Annotated in this window: 15 protein-coding genes; 12 read left to right on the forward strand and 3 right to left on the reverse strand. The window is 70.2% G+C overall.

Annotation, left to right across the window (positions count from 1 at the left end; translation table 11 throughout):
* Position 1: 1 nt before the first annotated feature.
* Positions 2 to 1,285: an amino acid deaminase gene (locus AB0M27_RS15045; RefSeq protein ID WP_365721663.1), complete on the reverse strand. Its 1,284-nt coding sequence runs from the start codon at positions 1,283 to 1,285 to the stop codon at positions 2 to 4.
* Between the two features lie 173 nt (positions 1,286 to 1,458).
* Here AB0M27_RS15045 and AB0M27_RS15050 point away from each other — a divergent pair, with 173 nt between their 5' ends.
* The 6 genes from AB0M27_RS15050 to AB0M27_RS15075 all read left to right on the forward strand — a co-directional run bounded on the left by AB0M27_RS15050 (position 1,459) and on the right by AB0M27_RS15075 (position 6,403).
* Positions 1,459 to 2,484: a sugar kinase gene (locus tag AB0M27_RS15050; protein ID WP_365721665.1), complete on the forward strand. Its 1,026-nt coding sequence runs from the start codon at positions 1,459 to 1,461 to the stop codon at positions 2,482 to 2,484.
* Positions 2,481 to 3,242, forward strand: a complete 762-nt coding sequence (locus tag AB0M27_RS15055; protein ID WP_365721667.1) for an IclR family transcriptional regulator — start codon at positions 2,481 to 2,483, stop codon at positions 3,240 to 3,242. The genes AB0M27_RS15050 and AB0M27_RS15055 overlap by 4 nt, the downstream gene beginning before the upstream one ends.
* Before the next feature lie 16 nt (positions 3,243 to 3,258).
* Positions 3,259 to 3,669 (forward strand): RidA family protein, encoded by a 411-nt coding sequence (locus AB0M27_RS15060; protein ID WP_365721669.1) that lies wholly within the window; start codon positions 3,259 to 3,261, stop codon positions 3,667 to 3,669.
* A 124-nt stretch (positions 3,670 to 3,793) separates the two neighbouring features.
* Positions 3,794 to 5,269, forward strand: a complete 1,476-nt coding sequence (locus AB0M27_RS15065) for a gluconate:H+ symporter (protein ID WP_365721671.1) — start codon at positions 3,794 to 3,796, stop codon at positions 5,267 to 5,269.
* Between the two features lie 73 nt (positions 5,270 to 5,342).
* Entirely contained in the window at positions 5,343 to 5,978 is a 636-nt protein-coding gene (locus tag AB0M27_RS15070; RefSeq protein WP_365721673.1) for a hypothetical protein, read from the forward strand.
* Entirely contained in the window at positions 5,975 to 6,403 is a 429-nt protein-coding gene (locus AB0M27_RS15075) for a DUF5959 family protein (protein WP_365721675.1), read from the forward strand. The genes AB0M27_RS15070 and AB0M27_RS15075 overlap by 4 nt, the downstream gene beginning before the upstream one ends.
* 210 nt (positions 6,404 to 6,613) lie before the next feature.
* Here AB0M27_RS15075 and AB0M27_RS15080 read toward each other — a convergent pair whose 3' ends face one another.
* On the reverse strand, positions 6,614 to 7,264 hold the full coding sequence (locus tag AB0M27_RS15080) for a CatB-related O-acetyltransferase (protein ID WP_365721677.1): 651 nt from the start codon (positions 7,262 to 7,264) through the stop codon (positions 6,614 to 6,616).
* A 151-nt stretch (positions 7,265 to 7,415) separates the two neighbouring features.
* The gene (locus tag AB0M27_RS15085; protein ID WP_365721679.1) at positions 7,416 to 9,140 is read right to left on the reverse strand and encodes a glycoside hydrolase family 18 protein; all 1,725 of its coding nucleotides are present in this window, start codon (positions 9,138 to 9,140) and stop codon (positions 7,416 to 7,418) included.
* Between the two features lie 364 nt (positions 9,141 to 9,504).
* On the opposite strand from AB0M27_RS15085, the gene AB0M27_RS15090 reads away from it, so the two are divergent.
* The 6 genes from AB0M27_RS15090 (at position 9,505) to AB0M27_RS15115 (ending at position 14,443) form a co-directional block, all read left to right on the forward strand.
* Positions 9,505 to 10,332 (forward strand): hypothetical protein, encoded by an 828-nt coding sequence (locus AB0M27_RS15090; protein WP_365721942.1) that lies wholly within the window; start codon positions 9,505 to 9,507, stop codon positions 10,330 to 10,332.
* Between the two features lie 58 nt (positions 10,333 to 10,390).
* On the forward strand, positions 10,391 to 11,098 hold the full coding sequence (gene cpaB / locus AB0M27_RS15095) for a Flp pilus assembly protein CpaB (protein ID WP_365721681.1): 708 nt from the start codon (positions 10,391 to 10,393) through the stop codon (positions 11,096 to 11,098).
* Between the two features lie 12 nt (positions 11,099 to 11,110).
* Complete coding sequence (locus AB0M27_RS15100; RefSeq protein ID WP_365721683.1) at positions 11,111 to 12,349, forward strand: cellulose synthase operon protein YhjQ/BcsQ; 1,239 nt, start codon at positions 11,111 to 11,113, stop codon at positions 12,347 to 12,349.
* Between the two features lie 64 nt (positions 12,350 to 12,413).
* Complete coding sequence (locus AB0M27_RS15105; protein ID WP_365721685.1) at positions 12,414 to 12,743, forward strand: pilus assembly protein; 330 nt, start codon at positions 12,414 to 12,416, stop codon at positions 12,741 to 12,743.
* A 1-nt stretch (position 12,744) separates the two neighbouring features.
* A complete protein-coding gene (locus AB0M27_RS15110; RefSeq protein WP_365721687.1) occupies positions 12,745 to 13,089 on the forward strand; it encodes a TadE/TadG family type IV pilus assembly protein in 345 nt (114 codons plus the stop codon).
* A 16-nt stretch (positions 13,090 to 13,105) separates the two neighbouring features.
* On the forward strand, positions 13,106 to 14,443 hold the full coding sequence (locus tag AB0M27_RS15115) for a CpaF family protein (RefSeq protein WP_365721689.1): 1,338 nt from the start codon (positions 13,106 to 13,108) through the stop codon (positions 14,441 to 14,443).
* Positions 14,444 to 14,447: the final 4 nt, after the last annotated feature.

Below are 14,447 nucleotides of genomic sequence, written 5' to 3' on the forward strand. Positions count from 1 at the left end.
TCTAGAAGAAGGTGCGGACGTACTCGACGACCGTCCCGTCGGCCTCGGCCACCGGGATCAGCTGCCACTTGTCGAACGACGTGCACGGGTGGGACAGACCGAGCCCGATCCAGTCGCCCACCCGGACGTCCGCACCGGGTTCCGTGCGCAGCCAGGCGTGCTGGTCGGACAGGCCGGTCACGGTGATCCCGGTGGCCGGGCGCTCGACACCGTTCCGGCGTACCACCTGGGCGATGGGCAGGTCCAGGTCGTAGGCCGCGTCGCGCTTGCCCGCGTTGGCGAAGGCCTGCTCGGGGGTGGGCCGGGAGACGACCTGCGCCCACAGCCGGAAGGCGGGCTCCAGGGCCCCCTCCTCCGGGACGCGGGTGAAGGGGGTGAGCCTGCGGTAGTGCCCGTCGTCGTGCGAGACGTACGCCCCCGAGCGCAGCAGCTTCAGTACGGGCAGGGAGAGCTCGGGGATCTCCGCGAACACCTCGGCCACCGCGTCGAACCAGGCGCTGCCGCCCGCGCTCACGACGATCTCCCCCGCGTCCTTGAGGAGTCCGGTCCCATCGAGGTCGGCGGCGAGCGCCACCAGCCGCCGCAAGTACGACCCCACCCGCTCCGGATCGGCCTGCGGGACCTCGCCCTCGTACCCGGCGACACCCACGAGCCGCAGCGTCTGCGTACGGCTCACCGCTTCGGCCACGGCGCGGGCCTCGGCCTCCGTGCGCACGCCGGTCCGCGCGCCGTCTCCGGCGCCCAGCTCGACCACGACGTCCAGGGGCCGGGCGGAGGCCTTGAGCGCGGCGTCCATCAGCTCGACGCCGCGCACGGAGTCGACGTAGCAGACGAACCGGAAGTCCGGGTCGGCGGCGAGTTCGGCGGCGATCCACCTCAGTGCCGAGGCGTCGACCAGCTCATTGGCGAGGAAGACCCGTTGGATGCCGAACGCCCGGGCGACGCGCACCTGGTGGGGCACCGCCAGCGTGATGCCCCAGGCGCCGTGGTCGATCTGGCGCTGGAAGAGCTGCGGGGCCATGGAGGTCTTGCCGTGTGGGGCGAAGGCGAGGCCGTGATGGGCGGCATACGTCTCCATGAGCGCCAGGTTGTGCGCGAGCCGCTCGGCGGAGAGGACGAGGAGGGGCGTGGTGAAGCCGCCGCCTCCGTCGGCCTCCGCGAAGAGATTGCGGCGCTGGGCGGCCAACTCGCCGACGGTGAGGCCGTCGGCGTCCGGCGGGAGGCCCTTGAAGCGGTGGTCGACGCGTTCCTCGGCCAGCCGGGTGAGCGCTTCGCTGCTGCTCATGGAGCCCCTCTCTCGATCGTTGCAGAATGTGCAACGGCCATTGCATGTATTGCCTACTGGTGTCTAGCATCTCGCCGACATCGGGTCAACGGAAGCCGTCGCCCGGGTATCGGACAGGAGTCATCATCAACGACGCTGCTTACGTCTCGACCGTTGCGCACGACACGGTTCCGATGGTGGACGTCGTGGCGCTCGGCGAGTCCATGGTCACCTTTCTGCCCAGCCGACCGGGCCGCCTCGCGGACGTGCCCTCCTTCGACCGTGCGATCGGCGGCGCCGAGTCCAACGTGGCCTGCGTGCTGGCCGCCGCCGGGCACACCGCCCGCTGGGTCGGCCGGGTCGGCGCGGACGGCTTCGGCGACCACCTGGTGGAGCGCATCGCCGGATACGGCGTCGACGTCACGTCCGTCTCCCGCGACCCGGACCGCCCCACCGGCGTCTACTTCCGCACGGCCGGCGACCGGGGAACGGGCGCGCACGAGGTCGCGTACTACCGGGCGGGCTCGGCGGCGTCGGCGATGTCGGTGGCCAACGTGGATCTGTCGGCGGTGCGGGCGGGCCGTGTGCTGCACCTGTCGGGCATCACGGCGGCGCTGTCCCAGGAGTGCGGAGCCCTGATGCGGACGCTGACGGCAGCCCGCCCGGGGCGCCCGTTGGTGTCCTTCGACGTGAACCACCGCCCGGCCCTGTGGCCCACCGCCGAGGGACCTCTGACGCTGCTGCACCTGGCCCGCCGAGCGGACATCGTCTTCGTCGGCGAGGACGAGGCGGAGGAGGCCTGGGGCATCACCGGCGGCCCGGAGGCGATTCGAGCGGCGCTTCCGGAGCCGGGGGTGTTGGTGGTGAAGCAGGGCGGGAAGGGCGCGACGGCGTTCGAACGGTGCCGGCCCACCACAAACCCGGCCGCCTTCGAACCCGCCCTCCACGTGGACGTCGTGGCAACCACCGGCGCCGGAGACGCCTTCGCCGCCGGCTTCCTCTCCGGGACGCTCCGCAACCTCCCCCTGGGGGCGCGCCTCCGGCTCGGTCACCTCTTCGCCGCGGCCGGCCTCACCACCCCCGGCGACCTGGCCACACCCCCCGCCCGGGGCCACGCCGACCGCCTGACCGCCCTGGACGACACCGCATGGGGGAGACTTCGACTCGCCCCCGGCTGGACGCAGGCCGAGCGGGCCACGGAGGAGGCGAACACCCCATGAGTCAGACCGTAGACCGCGCCCTGAGCATCCTGCCGCTCCTGGCGGAGGGCCCGGCCGACCTCGGCCGGGTCGCCGACCGGCTCGGCGTACACAAATCCACGGCACTCCGCCTCCTGCGCACCCTGCACGAACACGGCCTGGTCTACCGCCAGTCCGACCAGCGCTACCGCCTCGGCGCCCGCCTCTTCGCCCTCGCCCAGGAGGCGATGGAGAACCTCGACATCCGCGAGATCGCCCACCCCCACCTCGTACGGCTGAACGAGGCCTGCGGGCTCACCGTGCACCTCGCCGTGTATGAGGAGGGCGAGGTCCTCTACATCGACAAGGTGGACAGCCGCTACCCGGTCCGCATGTACTCGCGGATCGGCAAGCCCGTCGCCATCACCGTCGCGGCCGTGGCCAAACTCCTCCTCGCCGACCTGCCCGAGCCCGAGCGCCGCACCCTCGCGGACAAGCTCGACTACCCCCTGTACACGCCCCGTTCGACCGCCAACGCCCCCGCTTTCCTACGGGAGTTGGAGAAGGTCCGCGAACAGGGCTGGGCCACCGACCTCGGTGGCCACGAGGAGTCCATCAACTGTGTCGCCGCCCCCATCCGCGGCGCCGACGGCCGCGTGGTCGCCGCGATGTCGGTGTCCGCGCCGAACGTGGTCGTCGCCGCCGAGGAACTCCTCACCCTGCTCCCGCAGGTCCGCCGTACCGCGGACGCGATCAGCGGCGAGTACTCCGGAAGAACGCCCGTAGGTGACCCCGAATGACAGACGAGGACCGTGCATGAGCGAGAAGACCGCCCTCACCCCGAAGACCCACACCACCCCGCCCGCGAAGTTCTCGCACGGCGTGAGGAAGGGCAACGTCCTCCAGGTCGCCGGCCAGGTCGGCTTCCTGCCCGCCGAGGAGGGCAAGCCCCCGACGCCGGCCGGTCCCACCCTGCGCGAGCAGACCCTCCAGACCCTCGCCAACGTCAAGGCGATCCTCGAAGAGGGCGGCGCGACCTGGGACGACGTGATGATGATCCGCGTCTATCTGACGGACGTGGACCACTTCGCCGAGATGAACGAGATCTACAACACCTACTTCGAGGAGCAGGGCCTCACCCAGCCGCCCGCCGCCCGGACCACGGTCTACGTCGGTCTCCCGGCCGGCCTCCTCATCGAGATCGACGCGCTCGCCGTCCTGAGCTGACGACCGACTGACGCCCCCTCACCTTCCGCACGTCCGTCACGGTACGGCGGCCCCCACCCCTGGGCCGCCGTGCCGCGATCCCCCCTGCCCGAAAGCACCATGTACTTATGCAGAGGACCCCCGTATGTCCCTCCCCCTGGCTGCCACAGCCCCCGCCACCCCGCCCCACACCGGAGGCCTGCTCCTCCTCCTCGACGGCACCCCCGGCCTCCTCACCGTCGCAGGCCTCGGCATAGCCCTGCTGCTGTTCCTGATCATCAAGGTCCGGCTGCAGCCCTTCGTGGCTCTCCTCGCCGTCTCCATAGCCGTGGGCCTGCTGGGCGGCCTGTCGGTCACCGAACTCTTCGGCACGGTCCAGCGTTCCGACGCCGTCTCCACCATCGAGTCCGGCATGGGCGGCATCCTCGGCCACGTCGCGATCATCATCGGCCTCGGCACGATGCTCGGCGCGATCCTGGAGGTCAGCGGCGGCGCGGAGGTACTCGCGACCCGCCTGCTGGGCCTGTTCGGCGAACGCCGAGCGCCCCTGGCGATGGGCCTGACGGGCCTGATCTTCGGCATCCCCGTCTTCTTCGACGTGGGCATCTTCGTCCTGGCCCCGCTCGTCTACGCGGCGGCCAAGCGCGGCGGCAAGTCGATCCTCCTGTACTGCCTCCCCCTGCTGGCCGGCCTCTCCATGACCCACGCCTTCCTGCCGCCGCACCCCGGCCCGGTCGCCGCGGCCGGCCTCCTCCACGTCCAGCTCGGCTGGATCATCCTCATGGGCATCGTCTGCGGCATCCCGGCCGTACTGGCCGCCTGGGCGTACTCCGCCTGGATCGGAAAGCGCATCTTCGTCGCCGTACCGCAGGACATGGTCGAGGCGGCGGAAGAAGCGAAGCGGGCGGTCGTGGCCGAACAACGCGCCCAGGGAGTGGAGCCGCAGGAGAGGCCCGTACCGCTCGCCACAGTCCTGGCCATCATCGGTACGCCCCTGATCCTGATCCTCGCGGCCACCTTCTCCTCGATCGCCCTGGACCCGTCTCCCACCCGATCGGTCCTGGAGTTCTTCGGCAGCCCGTTCGTGGCCCTGACCCTGGCCCTGCTGCTCGCGTACTACCTGCTGGGGATCCGGCGTGGCTGGTCCCGCAAGTCCCTGGAGGCGGTGTCGACTTCCTCGCTCAAGCCGGTCGGCAACATCCTGCTGGTGGTCGGCGCGGGCGGGATCTTCGGCGCCGTACTGAAGGCGAGCGGCGTGGCCCAGGCCCTGTCGGACACCTTCAACGGCGTAGGCCTGCCGGTGATCGTGCTGTCGTATCTCATCTCCCTGGTCCTGCGGGTGGCCCAGGGTTCGGCGACGGTGGCGATCGTGACGACGGCGGGCATCGTGGCGCCCCTGCTCTCGGAGGGCCACCACTCCCAGCCCTTCGTGGCCCTGGTCATCATGGCCATCTCGGCCGGCTCCATCTTCGCCTCGCACGTCAACGACGGCGGCTTCTGGATGGTGGCCAAGTACTTCGGCATCAGCGAACGGGACACGCTGCGCACGTGGACGGTCCTGGAGTCGGTGCTGTCGGTGGCGGGGTTCGCGGTGGCGGCGGTGGTGAGTGTGTTCGTGTGAACGTGACGTGAGTGAAACCGGGGATGGGCGGGCTGACTGGTTCCGGCACAGGGAAGTCGTCCATACTGCCGCCGTGGAGCAGCGCATAGGAGCGAGCAGCAAGCCGTCCGAGGCCGAGCCGTTGAAGGTCGAGCCCGTGACGGGCGCCGGTTTCGACCCGGCGTTCATCCCCGGAATCACGGGCCCGGCACCGGCCAAGCCGGCCCAGTCGCAGGAGCCGGACGAGCCTGCGGACGCGGAGCCGGAGTCGGAGTCCGTGGATCTGGAGGACTCGAAGGCGCCTGAGGTGACCGAGGTGTCCGAGGCGACCGAGGATGCCACGGAGCCTGCGGACGACGACGGCTCGGACGGCGGCCCGGACGGCGGTCCGGTCTTCGAGGCCTCCGACCGCCGGGCGAAGATCGTGGCCGACCGCAAGGGCGTCCGCCTCCGGCTGGACGAGGAGTCCTGCGAGTTCCACTGGGACGAGATCGCGGCGGTCGAGACGGAGTCCCCCCGCTTCGGCAAGCGTTACACGATCACCGTCCACACCCCGGACCGCCGCTGGTACCCGATCGAGATCGAGGCGGCGGCCCGGGCCCGCTTCAAAGAGTGGGACGAGCAGCTGGACGCGGTGCTGGACGCGTACTTCGAGGACGCCGAGGACTCCAAGGATGCCAAGAATGCCAAGGATTCCAAGGACGCCAAGGATTCCAAGGACGCCGAGTGACTGAAGCCGGTCAGGGGCCGGTGGACCTGGTCCATCTGGAGGACGCGGACGGCAGCTCTTGCGTCGTACGCGTGACCGGCCTGTCCAAACCCGTCGGTGACACGCTTGAGGCCGACGTGTTGCTCTCCACGAGCTTTCTCGACGCACGCCTGGACGTCCACCTCTTCCCGCAGGATCTGGACGACTGGCAGGGCGGCTTGATCGAACTGGCGCCGGGTCGTGACCTCAGCATCGGGAACGAGCGCGGACTGACGCTCATGCTGCACATGTTCGAGGACCACTCCCTGGCCGTGACGGTCCACGACCCCGACCGCCTCACCGCGATGTTCGGCGTCGATCCGGAGGAGAACTGGATCGACGACCATCACGAGCGGGTGAACCAGGTCAGACGGAGCTGGTGGGAGGGGTCTCCTTCAGGGCGTTGACGACTCAACCGGAGGCGGGGGAGTCGTTCGTCGCGGAGTGCGCGAGCGGCCCGGAAGGGCGGAGGCCACGATTGGCAGATCCGTTCCACCCCAGATCCGCAGCCGTCACGCTGACCCGCACATGCACGCGACTCCCCCGGAACAAACCTGCCAATCCCCGCACCGCCCCTTCTCCCCTCCGGCAGGAGGGGCACCGTCCGCGTCGATGAGTCACCCGTGGGAGATCTCCCGGGCGGCGGCCTCCAGGTCGTCGATGGTGCCCGACATGATCGTTCGCACGTGCTCGGTGATGTGTTCCGCCGGCCAGTCCCACCAGGCCAGCGCCAGCAGGCGGGCGATGTCCCGGTCGGTGCGGCGGGTGCGGATGAGGCGGGCCGGGTTGCCGCCGACGATGCCGTAGTCGGGTACGTCGGTGGTGACCACGGCGCCGGTGGCGATGATCGCGCCGTGGCCGATCCGTACACCGGGCATCACCGTGGTGCCGTGGCCGAACCAGACGTCGTTGCCGACGACGGTGTCCCCGCGGTTGGGCAGGCCGGTGAGCAGGTCGAAGTGGTCGGCCCAGGAACCGCCCATGGTGGGGAAGGGGAAGGTCGAGGGGCCGTCCATGCGGTGGTTGGCGCCGTTCATGATGAACCGCACTCCCGTGCCCAGCGCGCAGAACTTGCCGATGATCAGCTTCTCGGGGCCGTAGTGGTAGAGCACGTTGCGGGTCTCGAACGCGGTCGGGTCGTCCGGGTCGTCGTAGTAGGAGTACTCCCCGACCTCGATCAGCGGGGACTTCACCAGCGGCTTGAGCAGCACCACCCGCGGCTGCTCGGGCATGGGGTGGAGGACCGTCGGGTCGGCGGGTACAGGCATGGTGGGCGCATCCTCGGCGGTCGTGAGTGGCGGTGACCGGTCCATGATCGCCGCAACCTGGCGTCCAAGGCACCGAACTGTCACCTGCGTGTGTGTACGACGACGCCCGGACCGCCGAGGGCCCGGGCGTCGTCACCACGTGAAACTCACGTCACGGCAGCGCGTGCACATGCGCCCCCACGGCGTTCGACCACGCGTTCCCCGCCGACGCGTCCCAGTTCGTCGACCAGGTCATCGCGCCCCGCAGGTCGGGATAGGTCTTGGACGGCTTGAAGGTGCCGCAGTTGGTGCCGGCCGTCAGGCAGTCCAGGGCGTTGTCGACCACGGTCGGCGAGACGTAGCCGCTGCCCGCCGCGCTCGTCGAGGCCGGGAGGCCGAGGCCCACCTGGGAGGGGGAGAGGCCGCCCTGGAGCTGGATGCAGGCGAGTGCGGTGAGGAAGTCCACCGAGCCCTGGCTGTAGACCTTGCCGTCGCAGCCCAGCATGGAACCGCTGTTGTAGTACTGCATGTTGACGACCGTGAGGATGTCCTTCACGTTGAGCGCGGTCTGGAAGTACGCGTTCGACGTCGACTGCATGTCGATCGTCTGCGGGGCCATCGTGATGATCAGGGACGAGCCCGCCTTCGCGGACAGGGCGCGGAGGGCCTGGGTCATGTACGTCGCGTTGAGGCCGTTCTCCAGGTCGATGTCCACGCCGTCGAAGCCGTACGTCTGCATCAGCGAGTAGACCGAGTTCGCGAAGTTCGTCGCCGACGTCGAGTCGCTCACCGACACCGTGCCGTTCTGGCCGCCGATCGAGACGATGACCTTCTTGCCGGCCGCCTGCTCGGCCTTGATGTCCGCCTTGAACTGGTCCACCGTGTAGCCGCCGAGGCCGGAGGAGTCCAGGTTGAAGGTCACGGCGCCTGGCGTCGAGGTCGCGTCCGCGAAGGCCACCGCGATGATGTCGTAGGAGGAGGGGACGTCGGACAGCTTCTGGACCTTCGCGCCGTTGTTGAAGTTCTGCCAGTAGCCGGTCACCGCGTGCTTGGGCAGCGCACCGCCGCCACCGCCTCCGCCGCCGGTCGAGGCCGTCGTGGCCGTCAGCGGCGCCGACTTGGGCGACTCGCCCGCCGTGTTCGTCGCCGTCACCTGGAAGGTGTACGACATGGCGGCGGTCAGTCCGGTCACCGTCGCGGACGTTCCCGTCACCGCCGTCACCTTCGTGCCGTCGCGGTAGACGTTGTAGCCCGTCGCGCCCGACACCGGGGACCAGGACAGCGAGACGGAGGAGGACGTCGTGCCGGAGACCGTCACGCCGGTGGGAGCCGCCGGGACCGTCGGGGTCGGGTCGCCGCCTCCGCCGCCGTCGGGGCCGTAGACCGAGACGTCGTCGGCGTAGTAGGGCGCCTGGCCGTACCAGCCGTGCGTGTAGATCGTGACCGATGTCGTCGACGAGCCTGTGGTGAAGGTCGTGGACAGTTGCTTCCAGGTGGAGGTGTCCGGCGTCCACGTGGACACGTCCGTCGTGCCCGTGCCCGTCACGCCCAGGTAGGAGTAGCCGCCCTGCACCCACGCGCTCAGCGTGTACGTCGAGTTGGGCTTGACCGCGACCGTCTGGGTGCACTGGGCGTTGTCCTGGCCGGCCGGGGTCGCCTTCAGCGCCGAGGTGCCGGAGTGCACCGGTGAGGAGACGGTTGTGCCGCTGGCTGCCGTGCACGTCCAGTTCGACAGGCCCGACTCGAAGCCCGCGTTCCTGACGTTGTTGACGTCCGCCGCGGAGGCCGGGCCGGCGGCCGCGGTGAGGCCTGCTACGGACAGGGCCAGTGCCGTGGCGGCGGACCACAGGGTGATTCGCCGTCCGCGGGGTCTGGGTATGCCTGGTGCATGGTCCACTGGGGCCTCCGGTGGGGAAGTGAAGTCGGAGAAGAGGGAGCCGTGGCGGGCAGGGAGGGGAAGAGATGGGGTGGCCGCCGTCGCGCATACAAGTTGGTCCAGACCAATCGGGGTGTCAAGAGGTCCAGACCAAATCGGCTTCCGGATCGCCGCTCAAGCTGTCCGTATTTGGCCGGAGTTGTGAACAGAGAGTTCCACGCGAGCTTCACAAACGCTGTTCTCCGGTCATCCGGCCGTGGATACAGTGCTCACGTAGTCACGCAGTGAAGTCGTCCTGGCGCACGGGAGTTACCTCTGTGGGCCGGCGGGTGTGAAGAGCGGGGAGCTGCGCGTGCCAACTGCCATTGCCGTGACCAGTGCCGACATGGCACTGCCGGCGCAGGACGAACGGACCATGCCCGCCGTCGTGCTCGAAGGCCTCGACCAGCGGCCCCTGGAGCAGGCGCTCACCGAACTCCACACCCTGACCGAGCAGTACGGATACGTGGTCGTCGTCTGCTCGACCGCCACTGCGGAACCCGTCGTACGACGGCTGTACACCCTGCGCTCGCTGCTGGAGAGCGATCGCATCGCCCTCTTCCGCCCGGAGCTGCCCCCGCTGGGCATCGCCGTCCTCGCCCGGCAGCTGCGGCAGCTCGCCTCCTGCGATCTGAGCCCCGGCGTGCTCGCCTCCGCCGGGCGGCTGCTCACCCACTACATCCACGCCGGGGCCGTGCTCGGCTCGGTCGCCAAGCTGGACCGGGTGCCGGTCGGACTGAAGGCGCACGCCAAGTCCTGGGTCCCCGGCAGCCAGTTCGCCGTGCTCGCGCATCCCGAACCGCAGCTCGTGCGCACAGGACCCGGTGTCACGCTCAAAGGGCCCGAGTTCAACACCTGGATGCTCGTCGCCAAGGGGCAGGCGCAGGGTGACTGGGTCGCCGGGCTCGCGGGGCAGTGGAGCGTGCACGGGCTGCGCGAGGTCCCGCTGCCCGCCGAGTCCCCGGTGTGGTGGGGCACGGGCCGCGTGACCGAGTTCTGCAGCTACCTCGCGGATCTGCCCGTTCTGTACCAACTGGTCACGTCGGTACGGCGGGCCGCCTGCCACTGGTGCGGACTGGACGTCATCGGCGACCGCTGTGTCTTCTGCTCCGCCACCCCGCCCGCCTACGAACCCGCCGCGCCCCGCGCCCTGGAGCAGCGCACGCCCGCCTGACCAGACGAGCAAGTCCGCATCCCGCTCGACCGATTCCCCCAATGAGGTTGCACGGTTCATGAACTCCCGTCAGCGCCGCGGCGTGATACTCCTGATCCTGTCGGTCCTGTGCGCTCTCGGCGCGTTCGCCGGCGTGCTCTCCGTCGTCCGCAACGTCAATTCCAAGGTCGGCCCGGAGGCCACCGCCTATCGGGTGCGGTCCGATGTGAAGCCGTACACCACTCTGGACGCCGGTCAGTTCGAGAAGATCGAGATGCCCAGGCGGTGGCTGTCCGGCAACGCGGTCACGGATCTGCGGCAGATCCAGGGCAAGATCGCGGTCACCACCCTGCGCAAGGGCTCCCTGCTCCAGACCGACATGATCGTCGACCAGCCCGCCCTGCAGCCCGGACAGCAGGAGGTCGCCATCATGATCGACGCGGCGACCGGCGTGGCGGGGAAGATCACCCCCGGATCGCACGTCAACGTGTACGCCACCTTCTCCGGAAAGAAGGAAGGCGACCCGGACCAGTCGAAGATCATCGTCACCGACGCCCGGGTCCTCGACGTCGGCCAGATCACCGCCCTCGACCCGGACCAGAGCAAGAACCAGCAGCAGCCCAGCGAGGCCGTCCCCATCACCTTCGCGCTGTCCACCCTCGACGCCCAGCGCATCACCTACGCCGAGTCCTTCGCCCAGCGCGTCCGGCTCGCGCTGGTGGCGCCCGGCAGCGAGACCAGCGTCCCGGACAAGGACCGCACCTACGAACTCGCGACGGACAAGTGAGAGGCGGCCCGCATGCCTATCAGGATCCTCCCGGCGGGAGCCGACCCGGACGCCGTACGCTCCCTCACCACCCTGCTCAGCCAGCTCCCGGACGCCGAACCACAGCCGCCGGTCGGCGACTCCACCCAGCTCGTCGACACCCTCGCCCGCCTCGCCGCCGAGTCCGTGGACGAACTGCCCGAGGTCGTGGTCGTCCACGAGCGGATCGGCCCCGTCCCGGCCCTGGAGCTGATCCGCGAGGTCGCGCTCCGTTTCCCCGCCGTCGGCGTCATCCTCGTCACCACCGACGCCGGCCCCGGTCTGTTCTCCGCCGCCATGGACTCCGGTGCCCGTGGCCTGGTCGCGCTCCCGCTGTCGTACGAGGAACTCGCCAGCCGGGTCCAGGCCGTCGCCCAGTGGTCGACGGGGGTACGGCGCCATCTCGGCCACGGCTCCGACGTGTTCGGCGGAGCCGGCGGCACGGTCGTCACGGTCAGCGGCGCCAAGGGAGGCGTGGGTGCCACCCTGGCGGCGATCCAGCTGGCCCTCGCTGCACAGGCCTCCGGGCGGCCGACGGCTCTGCTCGACCTCGATCTGCAGACCGGGGACATCGCCTCCTACCTGGACATCCAGTTCCGGCGGTCCGTGGTCGACCTCGCCGCCATCACGGACATCTCGCCCCGCGTCCTCGCCGACGCCGTCTTCCGCCACGACACCGGGCTCGCCCTGCTCCTCGCACCCGGCGAGGGCGAACGCGGCGAGGATGTCACCGACCGCGCCGCCCGCCAGATCGTCAGCGCCCTGCGCGCCCGCTACGAGGTGGTCGTCGTCGACTGCGGCGCCCAGCTGAGCGGGGCAGGTGCGGCGGTGGTGGAGATGGCCGACATCGCGCTGCTGGTCACCACGCCGGACGTCATCGCCGTCCGCGCCGCCAAGCGGACCGTACGGATGTGGGACCGGCTGCAGATCCGCAAGGCCGAGGAGACGACCGTGGTCGTCAACCGGCACACACGCAGCACGGAGATCCAGCCGGCGCTCGTGCAGCGCATCACCGGGACGGCGCTGGCGCGTACGGCCATTCCCGCCAACTTCAGGGAACTTCAGGCCGTTGTCGACGCCGGGCGGGTGCACGAGCTGGACAGCAGGAGTTCCGTGAAGCAGGCCTTGTGGGGGCTCGCGGGGGAGCTGGGGCTGGTGCGGGCGGCCGAGGGGGCCGCGGGCCACCGGGGGAGCGGGCGTGGTCCGGGTGGGTTCCGGCGGCGGAAGGAGTGAGCGGGTCGTGAAACGGGGTGGCGGGGAGCGAGACCGGGGGCAGGTCAGTATCGAGTTTCTGGGGATGACGCCGCTGATCATCCTGACGCTGGTGCTGATGTGGCAGGCCGTGCTGGTGGGGTACGCCTTCACGCTCGCGGGGAATGCTGCGGAGGAGGGGGTGCGGGCGGGGACGGCGGCGCCTCGGGGCGAGCGGTACGGAGTGTGCCGGGAGAAGGCGCTGGCGCAGTTGTCGGGGGCGTGGCGGGAGGGTGCCAGCGTGACCGGGTGCGACCAGACCGGCTATGTGACCGTGGACGTGGGGGTGAAGGTGCCCGTCCTCTTCCCCGGCTCCATCGACTTCCCCGTAACCGTGTACGGCCACGCCGGCGCCGTCGAGGAGGTGAAGCGCTGAGATGCCATGCCGCCGTGGACGTGACCGGGGCCAAGTGGCCATCGAGTACCTCGGGTTCATCCCGCTCCTGCTGATCGTCGGCCTGGCCGGCATCCAGATCGGGGCCGTCGCCTACGCCGCCGAGCAGGCCGGTACGGCGGCCAGGGCGGGGGCGCGGGCGGCCTCCCTGCGGCAGGACGCCCAGCAGGCGTGCTCGGAAGCCGTCAGCGGCGGACTCGAAGTGACCTGCTCACCCGGCGGCGGGGGAGACGGCTCCGTGACCGTCACCGCCAGGGTCCACATCCCCAAGATCGTCTGGGACTTCGGCTACGCCACCAAGTCCGCCACCATGCCGCTGGACCACTGAGCGAGGAGATGCCGACATGAGCCTGCGGGCGCGCATCAGCACTCCGGAGGAGCACGGCAGCCGGGGCGAGGACGGGCATCTGGTCGCCTCCTACCGGGCCAAGCTGCTGGAGGAGATCGACCTCGCGGAGATGAGTTCGCTCGCGGCGGCCGAACGCCGGGCCCGCCTCGAGCGGGTGCTCGGGCACATCATCAGCCGTGAGGGCCCGGTGCTGTCGACCGTGGAGCGCTCCCAGCTGATCCGCCGGGTGGTGGACGAGGCGCTGGGTCTCGGCATCCTGGAGCCTTTGCTGGAGGACGCGTCGATCACCGAGATCATGGTGAACGGACCCGACGCGATCTTCGTGGAACGCGGCGGCCGCGTCGAGCAGTTGCCGCTCCGGTTCGTCTCCGCCGACCAGCTGATGCAGACCATCGAGCGGATCGTGTCCACGGTCAACCGCCGGGTGGACGAGTCGAACCCGATGGTGGACGCCCGACTGCCCTCCGGCGAGCGCGTCAACGTCATCATCCCGCCGCTGTCCCTGACCGGCCCGATCCTCACCATCCGCCGCTTCCCGCGCTCCTTCACCCTCCAGGAGCTGATCTCCTTCGGCTCACTGGACGAGCACATGGTGTATCTGCTGGCCGGGCTGGTGCAGGCGAAGTTCAACATCATCGTCTCGGGTGCCACGGGCACCGGGAAGACCACCCTCCTCAACGCCCTCTCCGGACTGATCCCCTCGCACGAGCGCATCATCACCATCGAGGACTCCGCCGAGCTCCAGCTCCAGCAGACGCATGTGGTCCGGCTGGAGTCGCGGCCGCCGAACGTCGAGGGCAAGGGACAGGTCACCATCCGCGACCTGGTCCGCAACTCGCTGCGCATGCGCCCGGACCGGATCGTGGTCGGTGAGGTCCGCGGCGGCGAGTCCCTCGACATGCTCCAGGCGATGTCGACGGGCCACGACGGATCGCTGGCGACGGTGCACGCCAACAGCGCCGAGGACGCGCTCACCCGGTTGCAGACCCTCGCCTCCATGTCCGACGTCGAGGTGCCCTTCGTAGCCCTGCACGACCAGATCAACAGCGCGGTCGACGTCATCGTCCAGCTCACCCGGTTCGCCGACGGCGCCCGCCGGATCACCGAGATCGCGCTGCTCGACAGCCACGGCGGGGAGCCGTACCGGATCGCGACCGTGGCCCGGTTCGACGCCCAGCCCATGACCCCCGACGGCCGCGTGTACGGCAGCTTCCAGTACTTCCCGCTGCCGCGCCGTACCGCCGACCGCCTCTACATGGCGAGCCAGCCCGTCCCGCAGGCCTTCGGAGTCGCCCACTCCGTGGACCAGCTCGCCACCCGAGAAGCCAGGTAGGCCA

This window comes from Streptomyces sp. NPDC052107 (genome assembly GCF_040680215.1).
In the GTDB taxonomy this organism is placed as follows: domain Bacteria; phylum Actinomycetota; class Actinomycetes; order Streptomycetales; family Streptomycetaceae; genus Streptomyces.